Raw genomic sequence first — 330 nt, forward strand, 5'->3', positions numbered from 1 at the left:
CCCATCTGCTGGATAATAAGCCCCGCCGCCAATGAACCAAGACGGGCGCAATCTTCCAGTGAACGCTCGTTCGTATAACCGTAAAGGAAACCCGCTGCGTAGAGATCGCCTGCGCCGGTCGTATCGACCAGCGCGTCGATTTCAATGGCAGGAACCGTCAAGGTCTGGTCGGGCGTGACAACGACAGCACCTTTTTCCGAACGGGTGATGATCGAAAGCGCGCAGTCCATGCGCATGGAGGCAATCGCCGTTTCAAGCGACTTCGTCTTATAGAGCGACTTGGCCTCATCCTCATTGGCGAAAACGATATCGACAGTGCGTGAGCGCATG

Annotated in this window: 1 protein-coding gene; it reads right to left on the bottom strand. The window is 56.1% G+C overall.

Annotated features, from left to right (window positions below; genetic code table 11):
• On the bottom strand, positions 1 to 330 hold a 330-nt coding region (locus tag SB822_RS55775; protein ID WP_410858935.1), incomplete at both ends, for a PfkB family carbohydrate kinase.

The organism is Paraburkholderia sp. SIMBA_054 (assembly GCF_046534875.1).
Classification (GTDB): Bacteria; Pseudomonadota; Gammaproteobacteria; order Burkholderiales; family Burkholderiaceae; genus Paraburkholderia; species Paraburkholderia hospita.